The 24782-nt window shown below is 64.6% G+C and carries 23 protein-coding genes and 3 pseudogenes; 15 read left to right on the plus strand and 11 right to left on the minus strand.

Annotated elements, in window-relative coordinates:
• Positions 1-62: 62 nt before the first annotated feature.
• On the minus strand, positions 63-350 hold the full coding sequence (locus tag A2G06_01615) for a cytochrome C (protein ID ANA39297.1): 288 nt from the start codon (positions 348-350) through the stop codon (positions 63-65).
• 129 nt (positions 351-479) lie between these two features.
• Between A2G06_01615 and A2G06_01620 the strand changes: the two genes are divergently transcribed.
• Positions 480-1400 (plus strand): transcriptional regulator, encoded by a 921-nt coding sequence (locus tag A2G06_01620; protein ANA39298.1) that lies wholly within the window; start codon positions 480-482, stop codon positions 1398-1400.
• Positions 1397-2314 carry a radical SAM protein gene (locus A2G06_01625; GenBank protein ID ANA39299.1) on the plus strand — a complete coding sequence of 306 codons (918 nt, stop codon included), beginning with the start codon at positions 1397-1399 and terminating at the stop codon, positions 2312-2314. The genes A2G06_01620 and A2G06_01625 overlap by 4 nt, the downstream gene beginning before the upstream one ends.
• A 36-nt stretch (positions 2315-2350) precedes the next feature.
• On the opposite strand, the pseudogene A2G06_01630 reads toward A2G06_01625, so the two are convergent.
• The 6 genes and pseudogenes from A2G06_01630 to A2G06_01655 all read right to left on the minus strand — a co-directional run bounded on the left by A2G06_01630 (position 2351) and on the right by A2G06_01655 (position 11295).
• Positions 2351-3600 (minus strand): annotated as a pseudogene (locus tag A2G06_01630) (hypothetical protein).
• Positions 3601-3689: 89 nt separating this feature from the next.
• Positions 3690-3962, minus strand: a complete 273-nt coding sequence (locus tag A2G06_01635) for a flagellar biosynthesis protein FlhB (protein ANA39300.1) — start codon at positions 3960-3962, stop codon at positions 3690-3692.
• A complete protein-coding gene (locus tag A2G06_01640) occupies positions 3949-5673 on the minus strand; it encodes a flagellar hook-length control protein FliK (protein ANA39301.1) in 1725 nt (574 codons plus the stop codon). The genes A2G06_01635 and A2G06_01640 overlap by 14 nt, the downstream gene beginning before the upstream one ends.
• Before the next feature lie 45 nt (positions 5674-5718).
• A pseudogene (locus A2G06_01645) lies at positions 5719-8282 on the minus strand (alpha-glucan phosphorylase).
• Positions 8283-8467: 185 nt separating this feature from the next.
• Entirely contained in the window at positions 8468-9835 is a 1368-nt protein-coding gene (locus A2G06_01650) for a Fis family transcriptional regulator (GenBank protein ANA41564.1), read from the minus strand.
• A 44-nt stretch (positions 9836-9879) separates the two neighbouring features.
• On the minus strand, positions 9880-11295 hold the full coding sequence (locus A2G06_01655) for a two-component sensor histidine kinase (GenBank protein ANA39302.1): 1416 nt from the start codon (positions 11293-11295) through the stop codon (positions 9880-9882).
• A 188-nt stretch (positions 11296-11483) separates the two neighbouring features.
• Between A2G06_01655 and A2G06_01660 the strand changes: the two are divergent.
• From A2G06_01660 to A2G06_01705, 10 genes and pseudogenes are all read left to right on the plus strand, one after another.
• A pseudogene (locus tag A2G06_01660) lies at positions 11484-11815 on the plus strand (hydrogenase nickel incorporation protein HypA).
• Between the two features lie 121 nt (positions 11816-11936).
• Positions 11937-13025, plus strand: a complete 1089-nt coding sequence (locus A2G06_01665) for a glycine cleavage system protein T (protein ANA39303.1) — start codon at positions 11937-11939, stop codon at positions 13023-13025.
• Between the two features lie 54 nt (positions 13026-13079).
• The gene (locus A2G06_01670; GenBank protein ANA39304.1) at positions 13080-13454 is read left to right on the plus strand and encodes a glycine cleavage system protein H; all 375 of its coding nucleotides are present in this window, start codon (positions 13080-13082) and stop codon (positions 13452-13454) included.
• Complete coding sequence (locus A2G06_01675; protein ID ANA39305.1) at positions 13454-14800, plus strand: glycine dehydrogenase; 1347 nt, start codon at positions 13454-13456, stop codon at positions 14798-14800. Before A2G06_01670 ends, A2G06_01675 begins: the two co-directional genes overlap by 1 nt.
• Positions 14791-16236, plus strand: coding sequence for a glycine dehydrogenase (aminomethyl-transferring) (locus tag A2G06_01680; GenBank protein ID ANA39306.1), 1446 nt, complete (start codon positions 14791-14793; stop codon positions 16234-16236). The genes A2G06_01675 and A2G06_01680 overlap by 10 nt, the downstream gene beginning before the upstream one ends.
• Complete coding sequence (locus A2G06_01685; GenBank protein ANA41565.1) at positions 16236-17045, plus strand: lipoate--protein ligase; 810 nt, start codon at positions 16236-16238, stop codon at positions 17043-17045. Before A2G06_01680 ends, A2G06_01685 begins: the two co-directional genes overlap by 1 nt.
• Positions 17042-17953 carry a lipoyl synthase gene (locus A2G06_01690; GenBank protein ID ANA39307.1) on the plus strand — a complete coding sequence of 304 codons (912 nt, stop codon included), beginning with the start codon at positions 17042-17044 and terminating at the stop codon, positions 17951-17953. The genes A2G06_01685 and A2G06_01690 overlap by 4 nt, the downstream gene beginning before the upstream one ends.
• On the plus strand, positions 17950-18174 hold the full coding sequence (locus A2G06_01695) for a hypothetical protein (GenBank protein ANA39308.1): 225 nt from the start codon (positions 17950-17952) through the stop codon (positions 18172-18174). Before A2G06_01690 ends, A2G06_01695 begins: the two co-directional genes overlap by 4 nt.
• 8 nt (positions 18175-18182) lie before the next feature.
• A complete protein-coding gene (locus A2G06_01700) occupies positions 18183-18587 on the plus strand; it encodes an osmotically inducible protein OsmC (protein ANA39309.1) in 405 nt (134 codons plus the stop codon).
• A gap of 115 nt (positions 18588-18702) precedes the next feature.
• The gene (locus A2G06_01705; protein ANA39310.1) at positions 18703-19131 is read left to right on the plus strand and encodes a peptidylprolyl isomerase; all 429 of its coding nucleotides are present in this window, start codon (positions 18703-18705) and stop codon (positions 19129-19131) included.
• An 80-nt stretch (positions 19132-19211) separates the two neighbouring features.
• On the opposite strand, the gene A2G06_01710 is transcribed toward A2G06_01705, so the two are convergent.
• Positions 19212-19688: a ferritin gene (locus A2G06_01710; GenBank protein ID ANA39311.1), complete on the minus strand. Its 477-nt coding sequence runs from the start codon at positions 19686-19688 to the stop codon at positions 19212-19214.
• Between the two features lie 180 nt (positions 19689-19868).
• Here A2G06_01710 and A2G06_01715 point away from each other — a divergent pair, with 180 nt between their 5' ends.
• Positions 19869-20753: an NAD-dependent dehydratase gene (locus tag A2G06_01715; protein ANA39312.1), complete on the plus strand. Its 885-nt coding sequence runs from the start codon at positions 19869-19871 to the stop codon at positions 20751-20753.
• A 47-nt stretch (positions 20754-20800) separates the two neighbouring features.
• On the opposite strand, the gene A2G06_01720 is transcribed toward A2G06_01715, so the two are convergent.
• A complete protein-coding gene (locus tag A2G06_01720) occupies positions 20801-21490 on the minus strand; it encodes a hypothetical protein (protein ANA39313.1) in 690 nt (229 codons plus the stop codon).
• A gap of 92 nt (positions 21491-21582) precedes the next feature.
• Complete coding sequence (locus tag A2G06_01725; GenBank protein ID ANA39314.1) at positions 21583-22392, minus strand: undecaprenyl-diphosphatase; 810 nt, start codon at positions 22390-22392, stop codon at positions 21583-21585.
• Positions 22393-22591: 199 nt separating this feature from the next.
• Here A2G06_01725 and A2G06_01730 point away from each other — a divergent pair, with 199 nt between their 5' ends.
• Both A2G06_01730 and A2G06_01735 read left to right on the plus strand, forming a co-directional pair.
• Positions 22592-23209, plus strand: coding sequence for a phosphate transport regulator (locus A2G06_01730; protein ID ANA39315.1), 618 nt, complete (start codon positions 22592-22594; stop codon positions 23207-23209).
• Positions 23202-24203, plus strand: a complete 1002-nt coding sequence (locus A2G06_01735; GenBank protein ID ANA39316.1) for an inorganic phosphate transporter — start codon at positions 23202-23204, stop codon at positions 24201-24203. Before A2G06_01730 ends, A2G06_01735 begins: the two co-directional genes overlap by 8 nt.
• Positions 24204-24255: 52 nt before the next feature.
• On the opposite strand, the gene A2G06_01740 is transcribed toward A2G06_01735, so the two are convergent.
• Positions 24256-24738, minus strand: coding sequence for a hypothetical protein (locus A2G06_01740; GenBank protein ID ANA39317.1), 483 nt, complete (start codon positions 24736-24738; stop codon positions 24256-24258).
• Positions 24739-24782 lie beyond the last annotated feature (44 nt).

Below are 24782 nucleotides of genomic sequence, written 5' to 3' on the forward strand. Positions count from 1 at the left end.
TCGACATCTATCGCCGTGTCACCCGATGTCGGGTTTGCGGCGGGCATGACGTGTCAGTGAAATCAATGGGTTAAGCCACCCTTGTGGCAATCGCCGCAACGGGTCGGCCCCATCCTCATCTCTTCGTGACATCCTTTGCACCCCTTGCCGTGGGCCATGACCTTGTCGAATCCGTCGATCCTGCCCGGACCCTTCTCGTGGCAGCCGCGGCATTCGCCCAGGGCGTCCTGGTGCTTTTTGTGGGGAAATCCCACGGCCCCGATCCGGGTCGGATAGGTGATCCTGTCGATGGCGCCGGCAGTGCCCGCCAGGATGATGAGGAGAGCCGCAGTTGCTGGAATGAATCTCATGGTCACGCTCCTTTGCAGGTGAGTTCGACGCTGTGCGAGCCGGGGCGGGATCGCCGCCAGTGTTCCGTGGAGGGGACCTTCTCGCCATGGGGTTCTTTGCCGGCGCAAAACCTGTTACAATAGCAGCCTATGGATAACCTTGCCGAACACAGCGACAGGACGCCGACCCCCATCGTGGCCATCGATGGGGCAACCATCCGCCGGATCCGGGAGGCCAAGCGGCTCACCCAGCTCTACGTGGCCAGCGTAGTGGGGGTGACGACCGACACCATCTCCCGGTGGGAGAACAACCGCTACCCGTCGGTAAAGCGGGACAATGCCGAAAAGCTCGCCCAGGCCCTGGAGGTATCCCTGGAGGATATCCTTCGGCGGGAGGGGACGGCGGAGGACGTCCCGGCCGAGATCCCGCCCCCGGAGCCGCCGCTGCGCCGCCGGTTCGGGGTTGCGGCCATCCTGCTGCTGGCGGGAGCGGCGATTCTGGGTATCGTGCTTTTCCGGGGGGCTGCACCGGGGCTGAAGGCAGAGCGGACCCTGCCCCCCTACAGTGCGCCGGGCCAGATCCTGCCGGTCCAGGTAAAGGTGGAACGGCCGGCAGAAGGCGGGAGCGGCTTCATTCTCAAGGAGCGTATTCCGGTCGGCTGGCGGTTCGTGAGCGCCAATCCGCCGGTGACCGGCGAGGCGGGGACACGGGAGATCAAGTGGCTCATACCCCCCGGCGCGGGAGCCATGACGATTTCCTATACCCTGCTGTCGCCTCGCGAGATCCCCCTCAGGACAGCGGTCGATTTCGGCGGCGAGGTGGTTCGCTCCGACGAAGGAGGCACCCGGCGCGAACCGGTGGGAGGCGCGGCACGGGTGACCGTGGCCGGCATCCACTGGGCCGACGTGAACGGCGACGGCCGCATCGATGACAACGAGATCATGCCCGCCTACTATCTCACCGAAGAGATGAAAGGGCTCGGGCTCGACTGGAAGACCGTCGAGAGCATCTGGACCGGCGCGGGATACACCTGGAACGACACGCTGAAAACGTTCGAGGTGGTCCGGTGACGGAGCGGCGCTACAACGCCTTTTCCGATGAGCTTCGCCGCGTCTTCGGCTGCCGGGTGCAGCGGGTGTCGGTGGATGCCGGCTTCACCTGCCCCAACCGGGACGGCACCACGGGGCTCGGCGGCTGCATCTTCTGCGGCGGCCGGGGTTCGGGTTCCTTCGGCATCAGGCCGGAACTGGGGGTGGCCGATCAGCTCGCCCACGGCATGGCATACCTCTCGCGGCGCTACGGGGCAGGGAAATTCCTTGCCTATTTCCAACCCTACTCCAATACCTACGCCCCGGTGGAACAGCTCCGGCGTCTCTACGACGAGGCCCTGTCGGTCCCTGGCGTGGCCGGGCTCATCGTCGGCACCCGTCCCGACTGTCTCCCTCCGGAGGTCATCGATCTTCTGGCCGAGTATGCCCGCTCGACCTACTTCTGGCTCGAACTGGGGATGCAGACGTCCCACGACCGGACGCTGGACCTCCTCAACCGGGGCCACGACGCGGCATCGTTCCTGGATGCGGCGGACCGCTGCCGCCAACGGGGGATCAGGCTCTGCGCCCACGTGATTCTCGGACTGCCGGGAGAGACCGGCGCGGACATGCTCGCAACGGCTATGATGCTTACCAGGGCCGGCATCGACGGGGTGAAGCTCCACCACCTCCACGTGATGAAGGATACGCCGCTGGAGGCCATGTACCGCCGGGGAGCGGTCGGCTGCCTGGAGCGGGATGACTACGTGGGGCTCGTCTGCGATTTCCTGGAACGGCTCGATCCCCGCACCGTCGTCCATCGCCTGGTGGGGGATGCCCCGGCCGACCACTTGGTGGCACCTGCCTGGACCCTGGAAAAGTCGGCGGTTCTTGCCGCAATCGACGCGGAATTCATCCGGCGCGGCACCTGCCAGGGGGCACGCCTGTCCCGGTAAGCCGCCCCATTCTCCCTCGCAGGCCGAAGGCCCGCCTCAGAACGGATACCCCAGTCCCACGAAAACCGCCGGCCCCTCGTTGCCGAAGCCGATGTCCACCCGGCCCACGATATTGGGGCGGACCACTGCCCGGAAGCCGATGCCCGGGTTGAACTCGAAGCTTTTTGTTTCGGCCCGGTCCAGCGATTCCATGACCGCTCCCAGATCGATGAACGGGGCAACCTCCCAATCGGTGTTCACGTCAAAGACGCTCCAGCGGAAGAGCCTGATCCGCTCCTCAAGGTTGCAGAGAAGGTAGCTGGAGTCGACGAAGCGGTTGCGTCCGTAGCCGCGCAAGGTGGTTTCTCCCCCGAGGATGCTCCGCTCCAGGAAGGGGACCTCGCCCCCCAGGGTCTGGTTGTAGGCGACCCGCACCACGGTGATGTAGCGGGCCGCATCCAGCGGGAAATATCCCTTCAACTCCACCTCGTAGTGGCGGTAGCGGCGTCGCTTCCCAGCAGTTCGGCGCTCCCCTCGAAGGAGGCGCGGGCATAGAGTCCGCCGGTCGGCATGGTCCGGTCGTCCAGGGTATTGTAGATCAACGCTATTTTCTGGGCATGGGCGGTGAATCCGCTGACCCCCGGCACCTCGGACGTGGTGAACCGGTCGCGGATGTAGGGGACTTTGCTCACGGCCCCCGGCCGGATGTCCACCTTGCGGAAGCGTTCCCCCAGAACGAGCTGGAGTTGGTCGGTCAGGTCGTAGCCGACACCCAGGGTGATCCCGTACTCCCGGTTGGCGTAGTTGGTTTCGTCCTGCTGCAGGCTGTCCGATTCGAAGCCGTAGAACCGCGATGAACCGTCGGTAAAGTAGTAGAGGAAGGCGTTGGTTTCCAGGGGCTTCCCGTTGAGGGAGAGGAAGGTCTTGTCCCGCAGCCGCACCTCGTAGTCTTCGTTGACATTGGTGGACTTGGAGAGGTTGAACTCCCAGTTGCGTTCGGGGAGCGGAAAGAAGGCGCCGTAGAGGGAAAAGGTGGTGCCGAAGTTCTGGTTGTAGTTGACCTGGGGGGCGATGAGGGTGTTGACCTCGTCCCGGGCGTTGTGGAGGAGAAACGCGGTCAGGCCACCGAGGATGGGCCCTTCATTGGGGCTTGTGGCGATGACGGGCAGGGGGATGGTGACCACCTTGACCGGATCGCCGAAGCTGTCGTCAGCGAGGGGGTATGGCAGTCGTTCCCGCGGCACCATGGTGGTGCAACCGGTCAGGATGAGGAACGCTGCGAAAAGGAGTACGGTACGAAGGCACATGAAAATCCGACGGTTCTTGTCATCTGGCATTACAACGGCACGTTGAAAGATAACGGGTTTCGGCGCCGTGTTCAACCCCAAATGAGAGCTTAGTCGTCTTCCCCGTGTTCCAGCCAGTAGAGCCAGGCCAGGAGCTCAGCCACGGCCCGGTAGAGATCGGCAGGGATGCAGGAGTCGATGTCGACCTGGATGAGCTGGCGTACCAGCTCCGGCGACTGGTGGACGTAGACTCCGGCCTCCCGGGCGCAGGCGATGATAGCCTCTGCGGTGACGCCGTACCCCTTGGCCACTACCTGGGGGGCGTAATGCCCTTCCCGATAGCTGAGGGCAACGGCCTTGCGGTCCCGGTCATTCGTCGTCATGGCTCACCCTGAAGCCGGTCATGCGGATGCCGGCTGCATCCAGCGCCTCTTCGAGGCGCAGTCTTCCCTCTTTCATGGCCGCTACGGTTTCCTCGCTCCGGGCCGCGAGATTGACCGTTACCCCGGAGCTGCCGAGGCTGAGGGTAGCCCGGACCGATCCCAGCCTGGGCAGATCAAGCGCCACTTCCGTCTGCCAGCTTCGCTCCGCTGAGGAGCCCCGTCCGTCGGCCTCGCGTTCCTCCACCTTCCATTCCATGTCCTGGCCGGGCCAGACCTGTCCGTTCCAGGTGAACTGCCCCGTGGCCAGTGTCGTGAGCTGTTCCTTGATGATGGGGATGGTCTGGGGCTCTACCCCCCCCTGGGGAGGGGGCGGGACATGACGGAGTCCTCCGGCCCGTTCCGTAGCCACCGGGTCTCCGGCACGGGCCGTGGCCGCAACCCCGTCGCCATCAGCGGCGGGAGCGCTGGAGGCACGGGGATGGGGCGCCGCCTGCTGGTCAACGGCGATGCGTTCTCCTCTCGCCTGGGAGATGACGGTGGTGCCCGGCGCGGACGGGGAGTTCTGGGCGGCAGGATCGGGAAGGGGAGCCTGCCGGAGAGCCGGCCCCTGGAGCGATGGCTGGTCCGGTTGAGGGGGGGCGGGGAGTTGTTTGCCGGCTACCGGTGCAGCATCGGAGCGAAGGGGCTCCTGGGGTGCCGGAGGACGTGTCCCGTCCGGCGCCGGCCCCTGGGGCCGCGGGGCCGGCGGTTCGGCATCCGGGAGGGCGGTGGTGCCGCCGGGACGCGGCGCTGGGGGCGTCTGGTCCGTGGCGGACGCACCGCCGGCTTGTGCCGTGGTGCCTGAGGGTACCGGTGCACCGGACTGGTCCGGCGCCTGTGGCGCACCTCCGGTGGCTGGCGTGGCGACCGGCGGCGCGCCGGGGCTGCCGACAGATGAGGGTGCGTTCCCCCCGCCGGCGGCTGGCTGGCTGCCCGTGGGCTGGTTGCCGGGTGGCGGGGTTGCGGCAGGCCTTTGCCCCGCATCGGTTGCGGCAGCGGGCGGTCCTCCCGGTGGCTGGGAGGCCGGGGGGGCGGCGTTCTGATGGGGTGAGGCACCACCGTTTGCCGGCGCGGGAGAGGCACTGTTGTCGCCGGAGGGCGTGGCCACGGCGAGCCGCGAGAGGGACCCCTGGGGCTCCCGGAGGAGATCGGCCAGGGGGCGCTCCCCCCTGACCCACTGGGAGAGGTGCGACTCATAGAAGACGCCGCTGCGGGTGAGGGCGGTGCGCAGCCCTTCAGCCAGGCGGCCCGTATCCCGGGGCGGCTCCTGCAGGATGACTGACGGCCGGGGGAGCGGCGTGGACTGGGCCGCGTCGTTCCTTGATGTGGCCAGTTGATTGAGCCACCGGCCCGTGTCGCTGATCCGGACCGGCACCCCCGAGTTCGCCTCCTTGGACAGGGCGAAGACGAGGCGCGGTTCTTCGGAGACAAAGGTCAACTCCACGGTCTGCCCCGGCTGGAGGTTGAGGGGAAGCTCCATGCGCAGGAGCTGGTTTGCCAGCCGGATCAGGTAGCGGCTGTCCGGCAGGTTGGCCATCACCTCCGCCTGTACCATCTGGCCCGGGGTCAGGTTGAGGGGCGTCAGGGTCTGCCAGCGGGCCTCCACCAGCGAGTACGTGGAATCCTTGAGAAGGGCCTGGGCGATCCGGGCTATTTCCTGGGTCACGATCATGGGTTACTTATCGGCGGAACCGGGCAGAACTGAAGCCGTTGCCGCTCAGCCCCAGACGAGCAGCCCCTGTTCGTAAACCGGGCCCAGTTCGGGATGGCGGGGCATGACCCGGATCATGAAACCGTGCCTGCCGCAGAACCGGGTTTCGATGCCACCCGTGAAGCAGTGGGTGCCTCCTCCTTCCTCTTCCGCGTGGTCCAGTGGAATCAGCTCGCCCCCCACGATGGTGCCCCGGGAGTCGAGGACGCCGCAGTAGGTTTCCACGATCACACGGTCCGGGGCGATGTCGCCCAGGGCAACACGGGCCGTCACCGGAATGGGCGCTCCCAGGGGCACCTCCTCGGGGGCGGGTGCCTCCACCGAAACCACTCTTACCTGGTGCCAGGACCGGTGCATCTCTCCCTTCCAGCGGGCCAGGTCCACGGCCCGGGCCAGACCGTCGCCGGACAGGGTGCGCCACTCTTCGAAGGAGGGGAGGTACATCCGCTCGGCATACTCCTTGACCATCCGTTCGGTGCTGAAGACCGGGCACAGGGTCTGGAGGCTCGCCTTCATGCAGGTGAGCCAGCCACGGGGGATGCCATCGGGGCCCGGTCATAGAAGAGGGGAATGACCTCCTTCTCCAGCAGATCGTAGATGGCGCGGCTCTCCACCTCGTTCTGGAAGTCGATGTCGTCGTAGACCTCCCCCTTGCCGATGGCCCAGCCGTTGTTGCCCCGGTACCCCTCGGGCCACCAGCCGTCCAGGACGCTCATGTTGAGGCCGCCGTTGAACGCCACCTTCATGCCGCTGGTGCCGCTGGCCTCCAGGGGGCGCAGGGGGGTGTTGAGCCAGACGTCGACCCCCTGGACCAGGTGCCGGGCCACGGCCATGTCGTAGTCCTCGATGAACACGATCCGGTTGTGGAACCGCGCTTCCAGGGAGTGCTGGAAGATGCGGCGGATCAGTTCCTTCCCCTCCACGTCGTGGGGATGGGCCTTGCCCGAGAAGATGATCTGCACGGGGCGGTCGGCGCCGTTGAGGATACGGGCGAGCCGGTCCAGGTCCCGGAAGAGCAGGGTCCCCCGCTTGTAGGTGGCGAAGCGCCGCGCAAACCCGATGGTCAGGGCTTCCGGGTCCAGCACCTCGTCGGCCTGGGCGATCTCCTTGGCCGTGGCGCCCACCTGGCGCAGGTGATCCTTGAGTCGGCGCCGGGCAAAGACCACCAGCCGTTCGCGGCACCGTTCGTGGGTCCGCCAGAGCTCGGAGTCGGGGATGTTGCTGACCCGCTTCCAGAGGAGCGGGTCGGTGGGATCTTCCCGCCAGCGGTTGCCGAGGTAGCGGGTGAGGAGCCCGGCCATCTCCACCGAGAGCCAGGTTTTGGTATGGACGCCATTGGTGACGGAGGTGATGGGGATGTGCTCGTCAGGCAGCTCGGGCCAGAGGTTTTTCCACATCTTGCGCGAGACCTCGCCGTGGAGTTGGCTGACGCCGTTGGCGTGATTGGCCAGCCGCAGGGCCAATACTGCCATGCAGAACGATTCGTGGGGATTTTTCGGCAGTTGGCGTCCCAGGGAGAGGAATTCGTCCCGGGAGAGCCCCAGGAACCGGTAGTAGCGCCCCAGATAGCGCTCCAGCAGGTCGGCGGGGAAGTGGTCGATGCCCGCGTCCACGGGCGTGTGAGTGGTGAAGATGGTGCCGGCGCGGACCGCTTCCATGGCCTCCGGGAAGCGCAGGCCGTGCTTTTCCATGAGGAGCTTGGTCCGCTCCAGGGCCAGGAAGGCGGCGTGCCCCTCGTTCATATGGCAGACATTGGGGTCTATGCCGAGGCGGTTCAGGGCCCGGATACCACCGATGCCCAGCAGGATCTCCTGGCGGATGCGCATGTCCTGGTCACCGCCATAGAGCTGGGCCGTGATCTCCCGGTCCAGGGGGTCGTTCTCCTCCATGTTGGTGTCCAGGAGGTAGAGGGGAATCCGGCCCACCTGCACCTTCCAGATCTGGACGTGGACCTTGCGGCCGGCCAGGTCGAGCTCAATGGTGAGCGGTCGCCCTTCCTCGTCCCGCTGGAGTTTGAGGGGGAGATTGTAGAAGTCGTTCTCGGGGTAGAGCTCCTGCTGCCACCCCTCGATATTGAGATACTGGCGGAAGTAGCCCTGGCGGTAGAGGAGCCCGATCCCCACCAGGGGAACGCCCAGGTCGCTGGCCGACTTGAGGTGATCCCCCGCCAGCACCCCCAGGCCGCCGGAGTAGGTGGGGACCGATTCGTGGAGGCCGAACTCCATGGAGAAGTAGGCAACCCGCAGGGGGCGCTCGCCGTTCCAGGTCCGATCGAACCAGGTCTTGCCGGTCATGTAGCCGTGGTACTTTTCCTCGACCCGGTTGAGCTGGGCCATGAAACCCTCGTCGGCCACAAGGCGCTCAAGGGTGGTCTGCTGGAGGATGCCGAGCATCTCCACCGGGTTATGGCGGGTCTGCTGCCACAGGTCGATGTCGAGCCGCTTGAAGAGTTCCACCGCATCAGGCTCCCACGTCCACCAGAGGTTGAAGGCCAGGGTCTGGAGGATGGCGAGTTCCCCCGACAGGGAGGGGACGACGGTGAAACGGTGGATTCTCTTGGTGAAGTCCATTGAAACCTCCGGGTCCGGGGGAGGGACCGTGAGCACCGTTGATCCGCGGCCGGTCAATGCATCCCCCGTCATGTATCGTGATGGTTTTGTCTTCCGCAGAGCTGCGCGGTTAAGCGGCCGTTATCGGGCCCTATCGTCCTGGTCTTCGCTGACGGGAATTTCCGTCCCTGGCACCGGTAGTGGGTTCACGGCCCCTGGTCCCGGGCAATGCCGAACTTTTCCAGCCGGTACTGGAGTGTTTTGTAGCTCATGCCGAGCAGCGGCGCCGCCTTTGCAATGACCCCACCGGCCCGCTCCATGGCCTTGATGATCAGGTTCTTTTCCAGTTCCTCGAACTGGATGCCGTCGGCGGGAAGCTCGAAGGGGAGGCCGCCGCCCGGCGACACCCCTTCGCCGATCTCCGCCGGCAGGTCGCCGGGTTCGATCAGCTCTCCCTCGGCCATGAGGATGCCCCGCTCGATCACCGACTCCAACTGGCGGACGTTGCCGGGCCAGTTGTAGTTCATGAGGAGCTTCAGGGCGGCGCGGGAGAGTCCCTTCACCCCCGTATCCCCCCGGTATTTTCCCACGAAGAAGTCGGTCAGGGCGGCTATGTCGCTTCCCCGTTCCCGCAGTGGCGGGAGGCTGATCCGGATCACGTTCAGGCGGTAGAAGAGGTCTTCCCGAAAGGTGCCCTTGCGGATTTCCGCCTCCAGGTCACGGTTGGTGGCCGAAACGATCCGGACATCCACCGGTATGTTGACTTTCCCGCCCACCCGCCGGATCTCCTTGGCCTGGATCGCCCGCAAGAGCTTTGCCTGCATGGCCACGCTCATCTCCCCGATCTCGTCCAGGAAAACGGTGCCGCCGTTCGCGGCCTCGAAGATGCCGATCTCGCGGGAACTGGCGCCGGTGAAGGCACCCTTCTCGTGGCCGAACAGCTCGCTCTCCATGAGGGTTTCCGGGATGGCGGCACAGTTGATGGCGAAAAAGGGCTTGTCCGCCCGGGGGCTCCCCTCGTGAATGGCGCTGGCCACCAGTTCCTTGCCGGTGCCCGATTCGCCCTGGATGAGGACCGTGGAGGCGGTGGGCGCGATCTTGGTGACGATCCGGAAGACCTCTTTCATCTTGGGGTGCTCGCCGATGATGTCCGGAATGGCGCCCGTTTCCTCCAGCTTTTTGTGGAGCGCCCGGTTCTCCTTCAGCAGCCTGACCCGCTCTACCGCCCGCCGCAGGGTGAGCAGCAGTGTGTCCCGCTCCAGGGGTTTTTCCAGATAGTCGAAGGCCCCTTTCTTCATGGCTTCCACTGCCGAGTCAACGGTGCCGTGGGCAGTCATCATGATGATGCACTGCTGCGGGTCAGCCGCCAACAGCCGCTCCAGCAGCTCCATTCCCGACATCCCCTGCATCTTCAGATCCGTGAGGATGACATCGAACTCCCGTTCGTCCAGCAAGGCCAGGGCCTCCTGTCCGCCGGCCGCCGTCGCGGTTTCGTAGCGTTCCGCCTCCAGGATGGTCTGGAGGATCTCGCGCTGCCCCCGTTCGTCGTCGACGATCAGTATGGTTGCGGGCATGGTCTCTCCGTTCTGCATAAAGTATAGGATGTTTTCCTGTGACGTCATCGCCCGCTCCGGAGAATGACGGTAAACGTGGTGCCCTGTGCCGCGATGCTTTCCACGAGGATCTCGCCGCCATGCTCGCGGATGATCCGTTCGGTGATGGCGAGCCCCAGGCCGATCCCCGCTTCCTTGCTGGTGAACCAGGGCTGGAATATTTTCGGCAGATCCTCCGCCGGGATGCCGACCCCCTGGTCGGCGAAGGTAAGGCGGAATGTTTCCGTTTCCCGGTCAAAGGAGGCGCCGAGGGTGATGGTACCGCCCCCCGGCATGGCCTGGATGGCGTTGGTCACGAAGTTAAAGACGCAGTTGCGGAGCATCTCGCCGTCCGCGCGCATGGGAGGGAGATCCGGCGGGATTTCGGTGACCACGGCGATCCGTTGTTCGTCGAGACGCTCCCGGAGCAGCGGCAGGGCCCGGTCGATCAGCTCCCGGTAGCAGACCTCGCCGATGCGCAGCTTCAGCGGGCGGCCGTAGTTCATGAAGTTGACCACCAGGTAGTTGGCCCGCCGCACCTCTTCCTTGATCTTTCCCGCCAGGGGAACGAAGCGCTCGCCCCTGTCGGGGCAGGCGGCCACGAATTCGCCCTTGAGATGGTCCACGGCAAGGCTGATGTAGTTGAGGGGGTTGCGGATTTCGTGGGCGATGCCCGACGCGAGCTGTCCCACCTTGGAGAGGTGCTCGGCCTCGTAGAGCCGTTTTTCCAGGGCTTCCCGTTCCTGGAGCTTGGCCACCATCTCGTTGAAGCTCCGCCCCAGTTCGCCGATCTCGTCACTGCCCGCCACCGGGAAGCTCACGGTCAGGTCGCCGTCGGCCACCCGCCGGACCTGGGCGGCCAGCCGGTTGATGGGCGCAGTGTAGCGCGTTGCCAGGAAAATGGTGAAGATGATCCCCAGCAGGAAGACCAGCGAGGTGGCCACCACCCGCTTCACGAAGTTCTCATGCTGGATGGTCCGGATATTGTCCAACAGCAGGTTGATCTGGACGTATCCCAACTGCTGGTCGCCGACGATGACCGGCACCAGCAGTTCATAGGAGCGGTTGGCGGTGGCGCGTTCCCGGCGGGAGTCGGGTGCCGCCCTGAGCCCCTTTTCCATCTTCTTGATGTCGCGCTTCTTTCCCACCTTGGAGGGGTCGGACGAGTCGATGATCTCCCCCTCGTTGCTGATGATGCTGATCTCCTTGACCCCCTTGACCCGCGCCGCCTTCATGTAGCGGGCAAGACGCTCCGGGTCGGGCTCGAACTCGGAGGTCAGATCTTCGACGCTCATCTGGATGGCCTGGGAGACGAAGGAGGAGCTCTCCTGGATCTCCTGCACCATTTCGTTCTGGCTGTACTGGTTGAGCACGAAGAGGGTGACGACGGCGATGACGAGCAGCGTCAGCATGATCATCACCAGCTTGGTATTGAGTCTCATGGGGCCTCTGGCGGGCGTTCGACGTAAAAAAACGAGTCCTTATGCACGATACGGCGGGATTATACACCAGGGCCAGGGGGGTGGCAAGGCGGCTCTCCCGGCGCTTCTTTTGAAGAATAAACTCTGCTATGATCGGCCGGAATGGCCAGACCGCCCGGCAGACGGGCAGCGCGAGGAGGATGGAAGCTGTGCATGAAATGTCCATAACCCAGAACGTGGTGGAGATATGCGAGAGCAGCGCGGAAGGCCGGCGGATACTTGCGGTCGTGCTGGAGATCGGTGAGCTGTCCGGCGTGGTGCCCGAGGCGGTGGAGTTCTGCTTCGAGGCGTGCACCGCCGGCACCCTTGCCGAGGGGGCGCGGCTCGCCATCGACCGGGTGCCGGCCGGGGAGAGTGCGGCAGTTGTGCTGCCCTGTTCCCGGTCCGGACCTACTTCGACCCCTGCCCCGCCTGCGGCGCCTACGGGGTGCGGGTGGTGGCCGGCGAAGAGCTGCGGGTGAAGGAACTGGAGGTCGAGTAGACGATCCGTCCGTCCGGCGCAGTGGCAACGCCGGTTTCCTGCGGTAAAATCGTTTACAAACCCCTGGTCATCATTTACAGTTGTGGTCCCGCCCACAGCCATCCCCCCGTCGGGAGAACCCATGGATATCCTCGCGAATACCCCCCTGCGCACCGAGCACGAACGCCTCAACGCCCTCATGGCTCCCTTCGGCGGCTGGAACATGCCGATACAGTACGAAGGGATCATCGCCGAGCACCGGTGGTGCCGGGAGAAGGCCGCCCTGTTCGACATCTGCCATATGGGAGAGCTTCTCTTCACGGGCGATATCGTCGCCAACGGGCTGGAGGACGTCTTCACGTTTTCGGTGGCCTCCATCCCGGTGGGGCGGTCCCGCTACGGCTTCCTCCTGAACGGGGACGGCGGCATCATGGACGATCTGATCGTCTTCCGCCTGGCGCAGAACGAGGCCATGGTGGTGGTGAACGCGGCCACCGTCGGCAAGGACTTCGCCGCCATCTCCGCCCGCCTTGGCGGCGGCGGGTTCCGGGACATATCCGCCGCAACCGCCAAGCTCGATCTCCAGGGCCCCCTCTCCCGGGAAGTGCTCATGCAGGTCATCGGCCCGGAAATCGCGGCAATCTCCTATTTCACATTCATCCGGACCAGGGTGCTCGGCGCCGATGCCATCGTGAGCCGCACCGGTTACACCGGCGAGCTCGGCTATGAAATCTTCCTCCCCTCGGACCGCGTGGTGGAACTATGGCAGCGGCTCCTGGCCGATCCCCGGGTCAGGTCCGCCGGCCTCGGCGCCCGGGACGTGCTCCGGCTGGAGGTGGGCTACAGCCTCTACGGCAGCGATATCGACGAATCCACCACCCCCCTGGAGGCCGGGCTTGAAGCCTTCGTCTCCTTTGACAAGTCCTTTGTGGGGAAGGATGCGCTCCTGGTCCAGCGGGCGGAAGGGGTGACGCGCCGCCGGGTGGCCTTCCAGGTCGCCTCCCGCCGCTCCCCCCGCCACGACTACGAGATCCTGTTCCAGGGTGAGCGGGTCGGCGCCGTCACCAGCGGTGTGTTTTCTCCCATGCTCGGCTGTGGCATCGGCCTCGGCTACGTGACTGCCGGCACGGCCGTCCCCGGTGCCCCGCTCACGATCCGGCACGAGCGGGTCAGCATGGCCGCGACGGTGGTGGCCGCTCCCTTCTACCGGGGAGGGTCCCTGCGCGCCTGATTCGCGGCAGATACTCCAGACAGTCCATCAGACATCCACAAGGAGGCAACAGTCATGGAAACCTATTTCACCAAAGAGCACGAGTGGGTCAAGGTCAAGGAAGGTGTGGCCGCCGTGGGGATCACCGAGTACGCCGCTCACCAGCTGGGAGACGTTACCTTCGTGGAGCTGCCGCAGGTCGGGAAGCAGGTAAAGCAGTCCGAGGTGCTGGCGGCCATCGAGTCGGTGAAGGCGGCCAGTGACATCTACGCCCCGGTTTCGGGGAAGGTGACCCAGGTGAACGAAGCCCTCGACGATCGTCCCGAGATCGTGAACGAGGCCGCCGAGGAGGCGGGGTGGATTGCCTGGATCGAGATGGGGGATACCTCTGAGCTGACCGGTCTCCTGACCCGCGAACAGTACGACGAGTACCTGAAGGGCCTCGAATAATGAGCGGCGCCGACTACTGCCCCAACTCGCCGGAGGAGGTCCGCCGGATGCTGGACGCTGTCGGCGCTGCCGACATTGATGATCTTTTCCGCCCGGTTTCCCCCGCCCTGCGGGCGAAATCCTTCGATCTGCCGCCGGGGATGTCGGAGTTCGAGATGCTGCACCGGTTTCAGACCCTGGCGGGCAGAAACGCCCAGGGCCTGGTCCACTTCGTGGGGGGCGGGTTCCACGATCACCTGATCCCGGCCGTGGTGGACCATCTGGCGTCCCGTCCCGAATTCTACACCGCCTATACCCCCTACCAGCCCGAGTGTTCCCAGGGAACGCTCCAGGCCCTCTTCGAGTATCAGACCGCCATCTGCCGGCTGACCGGCATGGAGGTTGCCAATGCCTCCCTCTACGACGGCGGCACGGCCCTGGCCGAGGCCGCCCTCATGGCCCTGCGGATCACGGGGCGCAGCCGGCTGGTGGTCGATGGCGCGGTGAACCCCTTCCACCGGGAGATCCTCGCCACCTACCTGGCCAACCTGGATGTGGAGCTGGTGGAGATCGCCCCCAAGGCGGGGATGGAGGATGATGTCCGCCTGCGGGCCGCCCTCGACGATGCCACCGCCGCGGTCATCGTCCAGAATCCCGATTTTTTCGGAACCCTGAGTGACCTTTCCGGCCTCGCGGCCGAGGCCCACGGGGTGGGCGCGCTCCTGGTGGCCTCGGTCTACCCGATCTCACTGGGCCTCGTCCGGAGCCCCGGCAGCATGGGGGCCGACATCGTGGTGGGGGACGGCCAGAGCCTCGGCAACCCTCTCTCGTTCGGCGGCCCATCATTCGGCTTCATCGCCGGCCGGCGCGAGCACATCCGTAATCTTCCGGGCCGTATCATCGGCGAAACCGTCGACCGGAACGGTACCCGCGGCTTCGTCCTGACCCTCCAGGCGCGGGAGCAGCACATCAAGCGCCACAAGGCCACCTCCAACATCTGCAGCAACCAGAGCCTCTGTGCCCTGCGCGGCCTCATCTTCCTCTCGGCCCTGGGGAGCGAGGGGATGGCGGAGCTCGCCCGCCTGAACCGCGACAAGGCCGAATATGCCAAAGCCGTCCTCGGCGCGGTGCCGGGGGTGGAGGTGCTGAACAGCGGCTTCACCTTCAACGAGTTCACGGTCTGCCTCCCCAAGGTGGCCGAGGAAGCGGTCGTGGCGCTGCTCCGCAAGGGTGTGGCGGCCGGGGTGCCCCTGGGGCCCTACTACCCGGACATGGAGAAGTGCATGGTGGTGACGGTGACCGAACGGCGGACCAAGGCCGAGATCGACACCTTTGCCCGGCAACTGGAGGGTGCGTTATGGAACTGATCTTCGAAAAGTCGGTGACCGGCCGCCGGGGCGTCCGGCTCCCGGCCGGCGACGTTCCCCCGGCTCCTCCCCTTCCGGCGGCGCTTGCCCGGGACGGGGCGCCGGATCTGCCCCAGGTGAGCGAACTGGACGTGGTGCGCCACTTCACCACCCTGTCGCGGCGCAATTTTTCGGTGGATACCCACTTCTATCCGTTGGGCTCCTGCACCATGAAGTACAATGCCAAGGCCCTGGAGGAGGCGGCAAAACTCTTCGCCCCCTATCACCCCATGGTGCCGCTCCTGCCCCACGGCGCATCCTTCAGCCAGGGGAGCCTGGGGCTCGTGCACGGCCTGGGCGAAGCCCTGGCCGAGATCACCGGCATGGACGAGGTGACCTGCCAGCCCCTGGCCGGCGCCCACGGCGAGATGACCGGCATCATGCTCATCGCCGCCTACCATGAGGCAAAAGGGAACCGGAAGAAATACGTGGTGGTCCCCGACTCCTCCCACGGCACCAACCCGGCCTCGGCCGCCATGGTGGGCTACGAGATCATCACCGTTCCCACAGCCCCTTACGGCGACATGGACCTGGAGAAATACCGCGCGGTCATGACCGATGAGGTGGCGGCGGTCATGATGACCTGCCCCAACACCCTGGGACTCTTTAATCCCCACATCCGGGAGATCTGCGACATCGCCCATGACCACGACGCCCTCATGTACTACGACGGAGCCAACCTGAACGCCATCCTCGGCAAGGTGCGGCCCGGCGACGTGGGGTTTGACGTGATTCACGTGAATCTCCACAAGACCTTTGGCACTCCCCACGGCGGGGGTGGGCCGGGGAGTGGCCCCGTGGGGGTGAAGAAGCTGCTGGCCTCCTATCTGCCGGGTCCGCGCGTGGTGAAGAACAGCGACGGCGATTATTCCGTCATTCCCCACTCCCACGAGAGCATCGGCCGCACTGCGGGGTTCTTCGGCAACTTCGGGGTCATGGCCAAGGCCTTTGCCTACATCACCATGCTCGGACGGGAAGGGCTCATCCAGGTGAGCGAGCAGGCGGTCCTGAACGCCAACTACATCATGGCCCGGCTGAAGGGCGTCTACGACCTCCCCTACGACCAGACCTGCATGCACGAATGCGTCTTTTCGGCGGCGAGGCAGGCGCGCAACGGCGTCCATGCCATTGATATCGCCAAGTTTCTCATCGACCGAGGCTTCCATCCCCCCACGGTCTACTTCCCCCTCATCGTCAAGGAGGCAATCATGATTGAGCCCACCGAGACCGAGAGCAAGGAGACTCTGGACGCCTTCATCGAGGCCATGCGCGATGCCGCCGATCTGGCGGAGAAGGATCCGGCCGCCTTTGCCGAACTGCCGCGGACCATGCCCATCACCCGTCCGGACGAGACCAAGGCAGCCCGCGAGCAGAACGTGTGCTACTTCGGGTGCTGATGGAGCCGCCGGCCTGGCGCCTCATCGATACCGGACCCCTGGACGGCCCGCGGAACATGGCGGTGGACGAGGCGCTCCTCCGCCACTTCGACCAGGGGGCAGCGCCGGTGCTCCGCTTCTACGGCTGGGAGCCGCCGGCCGTTTCCGTGGGGCGCTTCCAGAAGGCCGAAGAGGCGATCGACCGGGAGCGCTGCCGCTGGGCCGGCATTTCGGTGGTCCGCCGGATCACCGGCGGCGGGCTCATCTATCACGGCCCCGAGTTGACCTATTCCCTGGTCTGCGCCCCCCGGCACATTGCCGGAGCGCGGCGGGTGAAGGAGTCGTTCCGGGCGCTCACCGGCTTTCTACTCCGCTTCTACGGGGAGCTGGGCCTGACAGCGGGCTGGGCCGCGGATGATGCCCCCGGAGATGCGAGGCTCGGGGCGCGGACCCCCCTCTGCTTTGCGGGCAGGGAGGAAAGCGACATCGTCATCAACGGGCGGAAGATCGGCGGCAACGCCCAGCGCCGGCTGCGGGACGCCATTTTTCAGCACGGTTCCATCCCCCTGGCGGACGGGGTGGGAGAGGCGCTATCCTTTTTCCGGTCGGTGCCCGCGGGCCTCCGGGAGGGGACCACTGATCTGGCCGCCCTGGGGGTGACTGACGGGGCGGACCGGCTGCGAGCGCTCCTGGCCCGCTCCTTCCGCGCGACCCTCGGTGTGGCGCTGGTCCCGTCGGAACTTTCACCGGCGGAACGGGAGACCGCGGACCGGCTCCTCCGGGAGCGCTACGGCAACGACGACTGGAATTTCGGGGGAGAGAACGGGTGACCATCCACCGCAAGCCGGAATGGCTCCGGAAAAAAATCAACCCTGCTGCCCACGGCGCCATGGATGAGCTGCTGGGAGAATTGCGGCTCCACACGGTCTGCCGGGAGGCCCGCTGCCCCAACATCACCGAGTGCTTCCGGGAGCGCCAGGCCACCTTCCTGATTCTCGGCGCGGAGTGCACCCGGCTCTGCTCCTTCTGCAACGTCGCAAAGGGCGAGCCATTGCCGCCCGACCCGGACGAGCCGGCACGGGTGGCCCAGGCCGTTGTCCGCCTGAGTCTGGCCCATGTGGTGATCACGAGCCCCACCCGGGACGATCTTCCCGACGGCGGTGCCGGCCACTACGCCGCCACCGTGGCGGCCATCGGCCGTGGTGCGCCCGCAACCGCCGTAGAGCTTCTGGTCCCCGATTTTCTCGGCAGCCGCACGGCCCTGGCGGATGTCGTGGCTGCCGCGCCCCGGATCATCGGGCACAATGTGGAAACCGTTCCCCGTCTCTACGCCATTCGTGCCGGCGCCGACTACGGCCGTTCGCTGGCGGTGCTCCGCACCCTGCGCGAGCTGGCGCCGGGGTGTGCCACCAAGTCGGGCCTCATGCTCGGCCTGGGTGAGACGGAAGAGGAAGTCCTGGCGGTGATGGCCGACCTGCGTCGGGTCGACTGCACCTACCTCAGTCTCGGCCAGTACCTGGCTCCGAGCCGGTTCCACCACCCCGTGCGGGAGTTCGTCCCTCCCGAGACCTTTGACCGGCTGAAGGGGTTGGCCGAAAAGATGGGGTTCCGCCACGTGGAGAGCGGCCCCTATGTCCGCAGTTCCTACCACGCCGCCGGTTATGCCGGCCAGGCACGTACCTATCAACCCGTTGCATCCGGCCCCGGGCCGGATCAGGAAGGAGCGTCCGTACTATGAAGAAGTTAGCCGCCCTGACCATGATCGTGTCCATGCTCACCCTTGCCGCCTGTTCGGGCAAGGGGGCCCAGGAGCTCTACGATACGGCCCGGTTCGAGGAAAAACAGCACAATCTGGAGCACGCGACAAAGCTCTACGAAGAGATCGTGGCCAAGCATCCCCAGTCGGAACTGGCCGCCCGGGCCAAGGAGCGGCTCGAAGCGATCAAGGCGGGGAACTAGGAGGTAACATGGAACTGATCGTAACCTTTCCCGGCGGGAAAAAGGTGAACGCCGAACTGGGCGGCATGGTGATCCCCACGGACCAGCCGGTGGAGTCGGGGGGCGAGGGGACGGCACCGTCTCCCTACGATTATTTCCTGGCATCCATCGGCACCTGCGCCGGTTTTTACGTCCTCGCCTTCTGCCAGCAGCGCGGCATCGCCACGGAGAATATCTCCCTGCGCCAGACCATGGAGTTTGACCCCACGGCAGACGGCAGGAAGAGATTGTCACGGGTTCAGATGGAGATCGTGGTGCCGCCCGATTTCCCTGAAAAGTACCGCAACGCCCTGGTCAAGTCCGCGGAGCTCTGCTCGGTCAAGAAGGCACTGATGGCTCCGCCCGATTTCGCCATTCGGACCGTGGTGGCGTGATCGGTCCCGCCGGGCCGCGCAACTGCCCGATGGACTTCAGAATTGCATGGATTTACGGCATCCCCGCTGGTATAGTTGCGAACGGCTGTCATCTCACGAGGAAAGGAACGGACACATGGCACAGGCAAAGCAGGGGGATACCGTCACGGTTCACTATACGGGCTCGCTCACTACGGGGGAGCTTTTTGATTCGTCGGAGGAAAGCGGTCCCCTGAAGTTCACCGTGGGCCAGGACGAGGTCATCCCGGGCTTTGAGGAGGCGGTTGTCGGCATGAGCCCCGGCGAGGCGAAGACCGTAACGATTCCCGAGGACAAGGCCTATGGGGCACGCATGCCCGAACTTGTGGCCGAGGTGGAGCGTCAGTACCTGCCGGCCGGGGCCGACCCGGTCATCGGCCAGCAGTACGAGGTTACCCAGGATGACGGCCAGGTTTTCAACGTGACGGTGACCGCCATGACCGACGATACGGTGACCCTTGATGCCAATCATCCACTGGCCGGCCGCGAGCTGGTCTTTGAAATCAAGCTGCTGGAGATCGCCTGATTGCGAGCGGGGACGATCCGGAATTAAAAAAGGGAAGAGGCGCGGGCCTCTTCCCTTTTTTAATTCGCTGGCGTTCTATGCTAGTTTTCGGTCATGAAGTGCTGTTCGTACATGTCCTCAAGCTGCTGCAGGTGCTTGGTCTCGTCCGCCAGCAGCCGGTCGAAGAGCTTTGCCATGGGCGCTCCGGCACACCCCTGGGCCATGCGCTGGTAGAAGTCGATGGCGCCTTTTTCCAGGTGAATGGCGTAGGCAAGGGCCTCCCGGGTGTCGGACTCGGGTGAGAGCTCCTTTTTGGCCAGGACATAACCCAGGTTCATGGTCGGAATCTGCCGTTCCATGGAATCGGCCCCTTCCATCTGGCCATCAAGCAGGGCCTTTTCCAGGCTCAGTTTATGCTCCAGTTCGTCCAGGGCGGCTTCCTTGAGGATCTGTTTGGCCCCCTTGTTCTTCACCCTGCGGATCGCGCCAAGGTAGTGCCTGAATCCTTCCTCCTCCATGGTTATCGCCATTTCAACGGCGGCTTCGAATGTGTAGCAGACCGCTCCCTGTTCGCTCATGGCCGGTTCTCCTTATGGTTGCTTGGAAAATACTAAGTTATTAACATACCGTTCTAAGGATGACAAGCAGATTGTATACAGTATGCGATCATGCCGGTGGAAGGTGTGGCAATCGGCGGCGGATGCGCTACACTTCACCTCAATGGAGCATCAGTCGCGCTCCGGATCGGAGGGACGCCCATGAAAATATTCGTTACCGGAGGAACCGGTTTTGTAGGGGGGCACGTGCGGAGGGCGCTGTTGGAGCGGGGGCATTCGCTCCGGCTCCTGGTCCACCGGCGGAGCGAGGGGATCGAGGCCGGGATCGAGCAGGTGGAGGGCGACGTGACGCGGCCGGATACCTTTGCCGGGGCCGTGGCCGGCTGCGACGCCACCGTCAACCTGGTAGGGATTATCCGGGAGTTTCCCGGCCGGGGGATAACCTTTGAAAAGCTCCACGTGGACGCCACGCGCAACGTGGTGGGGGCGGCCAGGGCAACGGGCATCCGGCGCCACCTCCAGATGTCGGCGCTGGCCACGCGCCCCGACGCCACCGCGGCCTATCACCGTACCAAGTGGCAGGCGGAGGAGGTCGTGCGTCAGTCGGGGCTCGACTGGACCATTTTTCGGCCATGCCTGATCTTCGGGCCCAAGGGCGCCTTTGTGGACATGCTGGCGGGATTCGTCCGCAGGTTTCCGGCCGTGCCGGTCGTCGGCGACGGCACCTACAGGCTCCAACCGGTGTCGGTCGACGATGTGGCCCGCTGCTTCGCCCTCGCCCTGGACATGCCGGAAACCGTCGGACAGACCTATGAGCTCTGCGGCCCTGACCGCCTCACCTACAACGAGGTCCTCGACACCATCGGTCGAGTGCTCGGCAAGGGCCATGTGGTCAAGATTCCCCAACCGCTGGGGCTGCTGAAGCTCGTGGTGCCAATTATGCAGGGATTTTCCTTCTTTCCCCTCACCATGGACCAGATCATCCTGCTGACCGAGGAAAATATCTGCTCGAATCCCTGGCCCTCCGTCTTCGGCTTCGAACCATGCCGTTTCGAGGCGGGGATCGCTTCGTTCCTGCAGCGCTGATCCTCCGGCACCGCTCGCCCGTTTTCCCATGCCGCGGGGACGGACGGTTACAGTAATCCAGCCGAGACGAAACTGGTGAAGCGGCCGTCGCCGATGATGATGTGGTCCAGGACCTTGATCCCCATGATATCACCCGCTTCCCGCAGACGGCGGGTGATTTCCAGGTCTTCGCGGCTCGGGGCCGGATCGCCGGTGGGGTGGTTGTGGACGAGGATCACCGCGGCCGCGGACTCCCGGACGGCCGGGTTGAAGACCTCGCGGGGATGAACGATGCTCTGGTTGAGGGAGCCTTCCGAAACCTGGATCTCGCGCATGATCCGGTTCTTTCCGTCCAGGAGCAGAGCCATGAAGTATTCCTTGCGCCGGTCCCGGAAGGCATAGTGGTAGTGATTGTAGACCTGTTCGGGAGAGGTGAATCGTTCGCTGCAGATCATGAGCCGCTCGGAATTGACGCGCGAGGCCATTTCCAGGACTGCCTTGATGGAGGCTGCCTTTGCCGTTCCCATGCCCTTCACGGCGCAGAGTTCGCTCACGGTGGCTCCGGCGAGGGTACGGAGGTCGCCGCACTCCTGAAGGAGCGCCCGCCCCAGGTCGATGGCGCTCCGCCCGGTCACCGAGTCACCGGTCCGGATGATGAGGGCCAGCAGTTCCGCGTCCGAAAGGGCCGGAGCGCCCCGCCGCAAGAGCTTTTCCCGTGGCCGCTCGTTCTCGGGCCATGCCTTGATGCCGCCTGCCATGCAGTCCCTCCCTGGATGCACTGTTCCCTCGACCGTGGGCCGGGAGGGAAACGTTACCATGAATTAAAAATTATTAAAAGATTGAAGGTGGGTCAGCGGGTAAAGAGGTAGGCGAGGACCGCCCCGCCCGCCAGGAGCCGGTACCAGACAAAGGGGTAGAGGGAGTAGCGCTGGACGAGCCTGAGGAGCAAGGCCACGCCCAGGTACCCCGAAACGGCCGATGTCGCCATGCCTGTCAGCAGGGGCGCCAGCTCTCCGGCAGGGATGCCGTGGCGGGCCAGTTCGCCCATTTTCAGGATGCCGGCTCCGGCCACGATGGGAAGGGACAGGAGAAAGGAGAAGCGGGCCGCCGTGTCGCGGGTAAAGCCGAGGAACAGGGCCGCCGTAATGGTAATGCCCGAGCGGGAGACGCCGGGGACCAGGGCGAGGCACTGGGCCAGGCCGATCAGAAGCGCGCCCCTCAGGTCGACCCGGTCCATTCTCCAGCGTTTGGGGCCGGTGGTGTCGGCCAGCGCCAGGAGAAGGCCGAAGGCGATGAGGAGCACGGCAATGAGGGTGTGGCTGCCCCGGAAAAACGCCTCGATGGGCTCCTCCATGGTCTTGCCCACAATGGCCGCCGGCACGGTGCCGGCTATGATGTAGAACGGAAGCCTGGATGTCTGGCTCCCGAAGCCTTCCCGCAGGCCGGTGACGGCATCGCTCAACAGGTACGCGATGTCGCGCCGGAAATAGACGCAGAGTGCGATCAAGGTCCCCACGTGGAGCCCCACGTCGAAGGTGAGCCCCGACTCCGGCCATCCCAGAAGCCAGGGAACGAGAATGAGGTGGGCGGAACTGCTGATGGGAAGTATTTCGGTGAGCCCCTGCAGGATGCCGAGGACCGCTGCGTGTAGGATGTCCATGGATGGTGTCTCCCTCGTTTTCGACGCTAGACCCTAGAGGAAACCCCTTGGAAAATCAAGTCAAAACAAAGGTTGCGTTTTCATGAAACGGTAACGCTGTTGTAATATTTTTCATAGGCATCAGGAGCGTAATGTGGTATGTCTCTTCCGTTTGGCAATCCAACCCGACGGTCGTCCGCCGGAACTGCGGAGGTAGCAGATGTTCGGTCTCATTCCTAAAGAAGAGAAATTCTTTGCCATGTTCAAGGACATGGCGGCCAATATCGTGACAGGGGGAAAGCTCCTCAAGCAGATGCTCGACAGCTATGACGACCCCCTGGCGAGCCAGAAGAAGATCAAGGACGTGGAGCACGCCTGCGACGCCGTCACCCACGACATCATCCAGAAGCTCAACAAGAGCTTCGTCACCCCCTTCGACCGCGAGGACATCTATGCCCTGGCCGCGGCCCTGGACGACATTATCGACCTCATCGACGCCTCGGCCCAGCGTTTCATCATGTACAACGTGGAAAAGCCGACCCCTGAGGCCAAGGAACTGGCCTTTCTGATTCTTCAGGGCTGTCTGGCCATCGAAAAGGCGGTATCGCACCTTGGCGAGAAGTTCGAGCACATCGCCGAGCATTGCGTCGAGGTGAACGCCCTGGAGAACGAGGCCGACCGCGTCTGCCGCGAAGCCGTCAGCCGCCTCTTCGACGAGGAGAAGGATCCGATCCAGCTCATCAAGTGGAAGGAGATCTACGAGACCCTGGAGCGAGCCACGGACAAATGCGAAGATGCCGCCAACATCCTCGAAAGCGTGGTGGTGAAGAATGCTTGACACTACGCTGATCATGCTCGTCCTGGTCATCGGGGCGGCGCTTGTGTTCGACTACATCAACGGATTTCACGACACGGCCAATGCCATTGCCACCTGCGTTTCGACCCGGGCGCTGTCGGTCCGGTCGGCCATCGTCATGGCGGCGGTGCTCAACTTCGCGGGGGCAATGATTTCAACCAAGGTGGCCTCCACCATTGGCAAGGGGATCGTGGATGCCGGCAACGTGACCCAGATGGTGGTGCTCGCCGGGGTCCTTGGGGCCATTGCCTGGGACCTCGTCACCTGGTACTACGGTCTTCCCTCGTCATCGTCACACGCCATCATCGGCGGAATCATGGGGGCGGTCATCGCCCATGCCGGCACGGCGGCCCTTCATTGGGACGGCCTTCAGAAGATCATCCTTTCACTCATTCTTTCGCCCGTCATCGGGACACTCCTCGGATTCATCGTCATGGTGGTCATGCTCTGGAGTTTCAAGAGCACCTCACCCCACTCCATAAACAAGCACTTCCGCCGATTGCAGGTCCTTTCTGCCGCATTCATGGCCTTTTCCCACGGCACCGCCGATGCCCAGAAGTCCATGGGCGTCATCACCATGGCGCTGGTGAGCTACGGGGCCCTTGCCACCTTCGAGGTGCCCACCTGGGTCAAGATCGCCTGCGCCGTGGCCATGGGCCTCGGCACCGCAGCCGGCGGATGGCGGATCATCAAGACCGTGGGAAAGGATTTCGTCAAGCTGCAGCCGGTGCACGGCTTCTGCGTCGAAACCGCCTCGGCCGGCGTCATCCTGGGGGCGTCCTCCATCGGCATGCCGGTCAGCACCACCCACGTCATCACCTCCACCATCCTCGGCGTGGGGCTTTCCAAGCGCATCACGGCCGTGAACTGGAATGTGGCCTACCGTATCCTCTGGGCCTGGGTCCTTACCATCCCGGCCTCGGCAATCATGTCTTACGTGACCTACATGGTCTTCAGCCCGTTCCTCGGCAAATAAAAAAGGGGCGGCCGCATGGTCGCCCCTTTTGCATTCCGCTTTTTCCGGTTCATTATTCCAGCTCTTCTCCCACCTCTTCCATTTCTTCCGCCAGGGTCGCCAGGGTTTCATCCTTGCGGCGAAAGCGAATCACCAGCCAGTAGCAGATGACATAGGCGATGACCGCCGCCACAAAGCCGATGACCGACGTGCCCAGCAGGAGCGATGTGGCGTGGGGCTTGAGGGCGTGCCAGTCGAGTTTGTCAAAGGAGAGCTCTGCGGGAGGAAGCCCCCGCATGACCCGCCCCAGTTTATAGCTGATCGCCAGAACCGGAACGACCGTCAGCGGCGTGTTCACCCAGGCTCCGGTAACGCAGGTGAGCTTGTTGAGCCGGAAGATGAATGCGGCGGCAATGGCCATCAGCGTGTGAAAGGTGAAGAACGGAGTGAAGCTGATGAAGACGCCCACAGCGAAACCCGCCGCAATGTGCCCCGGATGGCTGTCCAGCGAGAGGATCGCCTTGATGTTTTTCTTCCATTTTTCCTTGTTGAGCACGCTACCTCCCTGGCTGGAATGCCAAGTCTAGGGGTTAGTTTCAG

The organism is Geobacter anodireducens (assembly GCA_001628815.1).
Classification (GTDB): Bacteria; Desulfobacterota; Desulfuromonadia; order Geobacterales; family Geobacteraceae; genus Geobacter; species Geobacter anodireducens.